The 7694-nt window shown below is 59.6% G+C and carries 7 protein-coding genes; 4 read left to right on the top strand and 3 right to left on the bottom strand.

What is annotated here, in order from left to right:
• The first annotated feature begins 243 nt into the window (after positions 1 to 243).
• From ACC569_RS13300 to ACC569_RS13285, 4 genes are all read left to right on the top strand, one after another.
• Entirely contained in the window at positions 244 to 1089 is an 846-nt protein-coding gene (locus ACC569_RS13300) for a hypothetical protein (RefSeq protein ID WP_372524017.1), read from the top strand.
• A gap of 106 nt (positions 1090 to 1195) precedes the next feature.
• On the top strand, positions 1196 to 3211 hold the full coding sequence (locus ACC569_RS13295; protein ID WP_372524016.1) for a UvrD-helicase domain-containing protein: 2016 nt from the start codon (positions 1196 to 1198) through the stop codon (positions 3209 to 3211).
• Between the two features lie 112 nt (positions 3212 to 3323).
• A complete protein-coding gene (locus ACC569_RS13290; RefSeq protein WP_372524015.1) occupies positions 3324 to 4079 on the top strand; it encodes a hypothetical protein in 756 nt (251 codons plus the stop codon).
• Between the two features lie 591 nt (positions 4080 to 4670).
• Positions 4671 to 5243: a hypothetical protein gene (locus ACC569_RS13285; protein ID WP_372524014.1), complete on the top strand. Its 573-nt coding sequence runs from the start codon at positions 4671 to 4673 to the stop codon at positions 5241 to 5243.
• A 353-nt stretch (positions 5244 to 5596) separates the two neighbouring features.
• Here ACC569_RS13285 and xerD read toward each other — a convergent pair whose 3' ends face one another.
• From xerD to rplS, 3 genes are all read right to left on the bottom strand, one after another.
• A complete protein-coding gene (gene xerD, locus ACC569_RS13280; RefSeq protein WP_372524013.1) occupies positions 5597 to 6493 on the bottom strand; it encodes a site-specific tyrosine recombinase XerD in 897 nt (298 codons plus the stop codon).
• Positions 6477 to 6893, bottom strand: coding sequence for a methylated-DNA--[protein]-cysteine S-methyltransferase (locus ACC569_RS13275; RefSeq protein WP_372524012.1), 417 nt, complete (start codon positions 6891 to 6893; stop codon positions 6477 to 6479). The genes xerD and ACC569_RS13275 overlap by 17 nt, the downstream gene beginning before the upstream one ends.
• 497 nt (positions 6894 to 7390) lie before the next feature.
• Positions 7391 to 7694: 50S ribosomal protein L19 (gene rplS, locus ACC569_RS13270; protein ID WP_372524011.1), on the bottom strand; the 304-nt coding region annotated here is incomplete at its 5' end.

Genomic DNA, 7694 nt, shown 5'->3' with positions numbered 1-7694 from the left:
CAGGCAGCGCAGGAGCTGCCGCCGGTGTTCCTCCACCGGCGGCTTGGGATTTTTCCCAGGGATAAAGATGATGCGGTTGGTTGCGCTCAAGGTGTCCACACAGCAAGCAAGTGAGATTTTAACTTTGGGTTCCGTTAAACTCCTATTTCATTTTTCTTTGCGTCCTTGGCGTCCTTGGCGGTAAAAACTAATAATAGTCCATTCCGGGTGCTCATCCTCGGTCACGGCGAAATGGGCCGGGCGATGGAATACCTTCTGCGCCAGCACCACCGGCTTACCCTCTGGGAACGACACCCGAAACCGGGCGCCCCACCCGTGGCGCTCGATTCCGTCGCCGCAGAACAGGATTTCATCCTCTTCTGCCTGCCGGCCAATCCCCACTTCGAGCTGGCCAGCCGGCTGCGACCGCGTCTGCGCCGTGATGGCGTGTGTCTCAGCGTCGCCAAGGGCCTCGACGAACACGGCCGGACCGCCGCGCTGGCACTGGATGAAGCGCTGGGGCCGGCCGCCGCCTTCGGCGTGCTGTACGGACCGATGATCTCGGAGGAGATCCGTGACGGACGCCCGGCATTCGCCCAGGCCGGAACGACGCACGCCGAGACCTATGAGCGTCTGCGCGAACTGTTTGCCGGCACCTCGCTTTATCTCGAGCACACCACCGATATCGCGGGCATTTCCTGGTCCGCCGTGCTCAAAAACGTCTATGCCATCCTGTTTGGCGTGGCCGACGAGATGGGACTGGGCGACAACACGCGGGGTTACCTTGCCGTGGCGGCCGTGGATGAACTGGAGCGGATTGCGACCGAGCTGGGAGGTTTGCCGGATACCCCCCGGAGGCTCGCCGGCTTGGGTGATCTGATCACCACCGCGACCAGCGCCGGCTCGCACCATCACGAATTGGGCCGGCGACTGGCCCGGGGCCAGGAGGCGCTCATGGGCGAGGGCGTGCATACGCTGGAGATGGTCCACGTTCACGGACTCTTCGACTCTCGCAACTATCCCCTGTTCGATCTCATCGGCCGGTTGCTCGCCGAACCCGCCACGGCGCGAGCACAGATGCAAAATTTTCTCGTTCGTTTGAGCCTCTGAAGATCGTCGCCGTGGATATTTTTTCCAATTTTATCTTTCCATGCATGACGGAAACAGGTTAGAATGCCCGTCCAGTTATGACACTTCCAACCACGTTTCAACGGAATTGCCTGAACTGAACCCGCAACAAAAAGCGGCGGTACAGTACATCAATGGCCCCCTGCTGGTGCTGGCAGGCGCGGGCAGTGGCAAGACCTCCGTCATTACCCGCAAGATCGTCTGGCTCATCCGCGATTACGGCATCGCCCCGCGCAATATCGTCGCCGTTACCTTCACCAACAAGGCCGCGCGCGAGATGAAGGCGCGCGTTGGCGACCTGCTCAACGGCGCTCACGGCAAGGAACTCCAAATCTCGACCTTCCACACCCTCGGTCTCAGGATCCTGCGCGACCATCTGGAGGCCATCGGCTACCGCCCGGGCTTCTCCCTGTACGATAACGAGGACAGCCAGTCGTTGCTTGCCAAACTGCTACGTGGCCAGTACTCCGGCAAAAACAACCCAGCTGACGCCGTGCGGCGCCAGATATCGCTCTGGAAAAACAACCTGGTCTCGCCGGCGGAGGCGCCGCTGACGACCGGCGGTGAAAGCATTCAGGACATCGCGGCGCGGGTCTACGGCGAATACGAGCGTCACCTCCAGGCGTACAACGCCATGGATCTCGACGACCTGATCCTCAAACCGGTGCGGTTGTTCCAGAACCACCCCGAGGTGCTGGAAGAATGGCGCCGGAGCGTGCGCTACCTGTTGGTGGACGAATATCAGGACACGAATCTCTGCCAGTACGAGCTGGTGAAGCTGCTCGCCGGCAGCCGCGGGGCGTTGACGGTGGTGGGCGACGACGACCAGTCCATCTACGCCTGGCGCGGCGCGCATCCCGAGAACCTGAAGCACCTGCAACAGGATTATCCATCGCTGAAGGTGATCAAACTGGAACAGAATTACCGCTCGAGCGGGCGCATCCTCAAGGCCGCCAACGCGCTGATCGCCAACAACCCGCACATCTTCGAAAAGGCATTGTGGAGTGAGCGTGATTACGGCGAATCGCTGCGCGTGCTCAAGGCGCGCGGTGACGAACACGAGGCCGAGCGCGTCGTTTCCGAGCTTCTACAACACAAGTTCAAGCACAACACCGACTTCCGGGATTACGCCATCCTGTTCCGGGAAAATCACCAGTCGCGCGTGCTTGAGCGCGTGCTGCGCGAGCGGCGCATTCCCTATTTCCTCAGCGGTGGTTCGTCGTTTTTCGACAAGACCGAGATCAAGGACGTCATGGCCTATCTGCGGCTGCTGTGCAACCCGGGTGATGACAACGCCTTCCTGCGCGTGATCAATACGCCGCGGCGCGAGATCGGCGCGGACACGATCGAGCAACTCTCGGCGCACGCCGGTGAACTGGGCACGAGCCTGCTACAGGCGTCACTGGACGCCGGCATCGAGCGGCGCCTCACCGTGCGGCAGGTGGCGATATTGCGCGTCTTCACACACTGGCTGACCGACATGATCGGCAAGGCGGCCGAGGAAGACCCGGCCAAGCTGGTGTGCGACATACTCGCCGACCTGCATTACGAGGAATGGCTCAAGGACACCTGCAACGATCTGAAGATCGCGCAGCGACGCATGGAAAATGTGCTCGAGCTCGTGGCGTGGATCCAGCGTCTCGCGCGGCAGGACGAAGAGGACAAGTCGCTGAGCGGACTGGTCGCGCGCTTGACGCTGGCGGGCATCCTGGACCGGGGCAATGAGGAAAATCCCGGCGATTTAGTCGCGCTCATGACGCTGCACGCGGTCAAGGGACTCGAATTTCCGCATGTCTTTATCGTCGGCATGGAGGAAGGCCTGCTTCCGCACCACCAGAGCCAGTCGGACACGGGCGTGGAGGAAGAGCGCCGCCTGGCCTATGTCGGCATCACCCGCGCCCGCCAGACGCTCACCTTCTCATTCGTCGAGCGGCGCAAGCGCGGCGGCGAGGTGATCGGCTGCGAACCCAGCCGCTTTCTCAAGGAACTGCCGCCTGACGACCTGCATTGGGAAGAACCGGACCGGGAACCCGACCCCCAGGCCATGCTCGGCCGCGCCGAGGTCTATCTCTCCAACCTGCGGAACACGCTCGGCAACGGCTGATTCCACCTCCGGCCAGCCGTTAACCTGGCGAGTCATGGAAAATTACGACCGTTTTCGCTATTCTTGGGCGCATTCGGGCCGATTAGAGATATCTCGGGGACGTCAAAAAAACATGGCATCGCCTCGCACTGTATCCAAGTCGATGGACAAGCGGCGTAAGAGCCGGATTCGTTCGTGGGAAACCGCGCAGGATTTTTCCGCGCTGAACCTGACGCCGGACAATTTCCATGCGTTCTACGTAAAATTCACCAACCTGCGTTTCCCGATGATGGTCTCGCACCTGCTCGAGTTGCGTTACCTCATCAACCACACTGTTGAAACGTACAAGGAACCGCCGCTCACGCCCGATTATCGCCAGTTCCGTGACAGCCTGCAGGCGGCGGTCGATTCCTTCATCGACAAGCGGCGCCACAGCGAGCGCATGCTGCGGATACTCAGCATGTTCCGCGATATCCATTACGCCCACTCGATCATGTCACGTGACGCCGAGCGGCGGTTGCGCGAGGCCATGGACGACAATCGCGCCAACCGCATCAAGTTCATCCGCTACGGGCTTTTCTTCGTGTTCGCCGGCGTGAGCAGCGGCATTGTCTGGCTGGCGATGCCGGAGCCGACGTGGTTTATCAAGCTCCTGCCCGCGGCCTACGGTTATCTTTCCTGGTATTATTTCCACAAGCTGCCCGGGCTCGATCAGGGGATCGAGAAACTGACGCAGGAACTCAACGACGTCCTGCGCCGCCGCGTCGATTCCCTCAACTGGAAAACCCTCATCCACAAACTCGCCATGGTCCTGGGTTACAAACGCCTGCCGGGCATCGAGGTGTTCCATGACGACAACGATCACATGGATCGGTCGGTTTATCACTAAAGGGTCGTCATCTCCGTGAAAACTCTCTTTGCTGTCATTCCCGCGTAGGCGGGAATCCAGGAAGTAAATGATTAAAAGCCGCCGAAAGGCGGCTTTTAACTTTGAGAGGCTAATTGCGGGTAGCTCCGCCTCTGCAACATTGTTGTCATTCCCGCGAAGGCGGGAATCCAGGTATTAAATGTCTCGCGCGCTTGCGCGCGAACTCAAAAACTACTTGTGGGTGGCTGACCCACGGCAGGTGACTTTTCTTTGCTTGTCCAAAGAAAAGTCACCAAAAGAAATGACACCCCTGAGCCGCCGACGGCTTCCTGCGCTTCTCGCCTCAGTCGGGCTCGCCAGACGGCACTTCCATGTGCCGGCTGGCTCGTGCGCGAATCCCTTCGCGCACTCTAGAAACCAGAGCTTCTTCCTTCCTCGGCTGCAATGCTCGGCGGCGGCTACGGGCATGGAAAAGATGCTTCGGAAGGTAACGAGCTTTCCCATATAACAGTTGTATATAATTGATCACATAGGATTTACGGCGTAAAGTTTTAATTTTATGACAGTTCTAATGTTTGATCTTAAATTGGACTGAAAATAACTCGGAGTAAAATGAAAGATATTATCCAAACAGTTCAGTCATTGGTGCCATTTCTGCAGCCGTATCCGCTATGGGTCAAAATGGTTTTGTCTATATGGTTTCTGGTCACGGCAGTAATGGCTGTCGGTCTCCTCTTCTTTCGAGAACCTGCCCAGTCCGATGTTGCTGTTGTATCGAATGTAGCCTTGCGCCCGGAATCTCCCATTTCAAAAAATGAGGCTGAGAGCTTACCTAATCAAGTGAACCATAGCGGTCTCAGTCTCGAAGAGTATTTTTCTACGCTTGATCGTCTCAAAGAAAGATTCCTGGAAAAGGAAGAATTTGTACAACAACTTCAACGCACGCGGGTAACTTGGATAGGCTACGTCGACAGTGTTAAAGGCGCCCCAGGAAAACAGCTATCCATTAATTTGGCTGTTAAGCCGGACTCACCAAGGACGTGCTTTGTTTGGTTTGCGGAAGAATTTAGGACAAAATTATTTTCTTTGCGGAAAGGCGATAAAGTCATTATTTCTGGGATCTACGATACCGGAACTCCCTCTATACCTGATATTCAAGCAGACTCGATACGTTTGAGTGAATAGAAGTTGCGTATAACACTTGTGGGTCGCACCGAGGTGATTGGTGTTTTGGACACCCGTATGGCGCACCCGAGCATCGTAAGCCTCGGGCCGAGCGTCCGCAGGGACGCGCGAGGGATCGCGCGCGTCGCCCGTCAGCACAGGGATGTGCTGTCGGGCGACCGCCGCGCCCGAGGCGCGAAGCGCAGGGGGATGTTGCGCCATCCGGGGCGTGCTTTCTTTGGTTTCTTTCTTTGCACGAGCAAAGAAAGAAACCCGCCTGCGGTGCGGGGAACCGCAAATAAATACGCCACCGCAGGCGGCTCGACAAATTATTTCCCCTCACCCTAGCCCTCTCCCTCAAGGGGAGAGGGAACTTACCCCCTCGGATGATGCATCGCATGCAGCGTCTTTAACCTTGCCTGGGCGACATGTGTATAAATCTGCGTGGTGGAAAGATCGGCGTGACCCAGCAGCATCTGCACCACGCGCAGGTCGGCGCCGTGGTTAAGCAGATGCGTGGCGAAGGCGTGGCGCAGGGTGTGTGGTGACAGCGCCGTCTGGATGCCGGCGGTGCGCGTGTGGACCTTGAGATTGTGCCAAAAGGCCTGGCGCGTCATGGGTCCACCGCGCGCGGTGGTGAACAACGCATCGGTCGAGCGGCTGCGCACCAGCTTGGGCCGGCCCTCGGCGAGATAGCGGCTGATCCACGAGATCGCCTCCTCACCCATCGGCACCAACCGCTCCTTGTCGCCCTTGCCGATGACACGGACCACGCCCTGCGTTAGGCTGACCTGCGACAGCGTCAGCCCCACCAGTTCCGACACGCGCAGGCCGGTAGCGTAGAGCGTCTCGATCATGGCGCGGTCGCGCAGGCCGTAATGCGTCGCGACATCCGGTGACTGGAGCAGCTTTTCGACCTGTTCTTCGGTGAGTGATTTGGGCAATGGCCGGCCGATCTTGGGCGAATCGATCAGCACCGTGGGATCGGTGTTGATGCGTTCCTCGCGCACGAGGTAACCGTAAAACCGCCGTAGGCTCGAAAGCAGCCGCGCCGTGGTGCGCGGACGCGCGCCTTTGCCGACACAGCCGGAGAGATAGTCGAGCAAATCGCCGCGCGCAGCGGTTGTCAGCGCCGTACCGCGCGGTGCCAGCCAGCGGCTCAGGCCTTCCAGATCGCGGCGATAGGCGTCGAGCGTGTTGACGCTCAACCCTTCCTGCAGCCAGATGGCGTCGCAGAAGCGTTCGATGATGTCCTTATCCGGCGTGCTCATGCTCCAGCAGCCGGTGCTTGAGGCGCAGCGCGCTTCCCGAGCGTTTGCCCATGAAACCGCCGGCGCCGTTCGCGGCCACGACGCGGTGGCAGGGAATCACGATGGGAATGGGATTGGCGCGGCAGGCATTGCCCACGGCGCGCGCCGAGGTCGCGAGTTTACGGGCGAGCGCGCCATAACTGAGCGTCCGGCCCGCGGGAATCCGCCGTAACGCGCGCCACACGCGCTGCTGAAACGCCGTGCCCGACAGCGTCAGGGAAACGCGAAAGGAATGGCGGGGATTGGCGAAATACGATCGGAGTTGACGGCAGACTTTCTTTGCCGCCGCCGTGCGTGGCGCATGCAGGGCCCTTGCATCGCCCAGAAAGCTGACATCAACCAGCGCGTCGTTCTCCAGCATTACTCCGATCCGTCCCACTGGTGTGGAAATGACGGCATCGTATCCTATAGCCTGTGTAGAGTTTTCCCTGCGTCGCATGTCCTCATTATCCACGGGCGGGAGAGGCGACGCCACTGACTGGGGTTTTAAGACCCCGTCGGAGCGAGCCGAGCACCGAGCAAGGCTGGGAGTATTCGCGAGACTTTTGATCGAGCCCGAGGCGCGTAGTATTACGGCAAGACGAGCGAGCGCAGCGAGCAGGGCTACATTTTCGCGCCCGGCGAGTTAGGCGAGCGCCCGGCCGCCGCGAGACGCGCAGGGAACCGCCCGGTATTTGGGCGGCGAAGCGACCGGGTGTCCTTCTCTTTGGTGACTTTCTCTTGGACAAGCAAGAGAAAGTCACCCAGGGTGCAGGGGCGGAGCCACCCGCAATTAGCTTATCAAAGTCAAAAGCCGCCTTTCGGCGGCTTTTGGTCATTCAAGGCCTGGATCTCCGCTTTTGCGGAGATGACAACAGCTCAGACCTTCTCGCGGATACGCGCCGCCTTGCCGGCCAGATCGCGCAGATAATAAAGCTTGGCGCGGCGCACATCGCCCTTGCGATTGACCTCTATCTTGGCGATAGCCGAACTGTAAAGCGGGAATACACGCTCCACACCCTCGCCGTAGGAACTCTTGCGCACCGTGAACGAGGAGTTGTAGCCGCTGTTGCGGCGGGCGATGACCATGCCCTCGAAGGCCTGGAGACGCTCGCGCTCGCCTTCCTGCACCTTCACGTGCACGGTGACCGTATCGCCCGGCGCGAACTCCGGAACTTTCTTG

Source organism: Sulfuricaulis sp. (assembly GCF_041499725.1).
Classification (GTDB): Bacteria; Pseudomonadota; Gammaproteobacteria; order Acidiferrobacterales; family Sulfurifustaceae; genus Sulfuricaulis.
The sequence above is the reverse complement of the archived record's forward strand: the minus strand, read 5'-3'. Positions and strand labels throughout refer to the sequence as shown.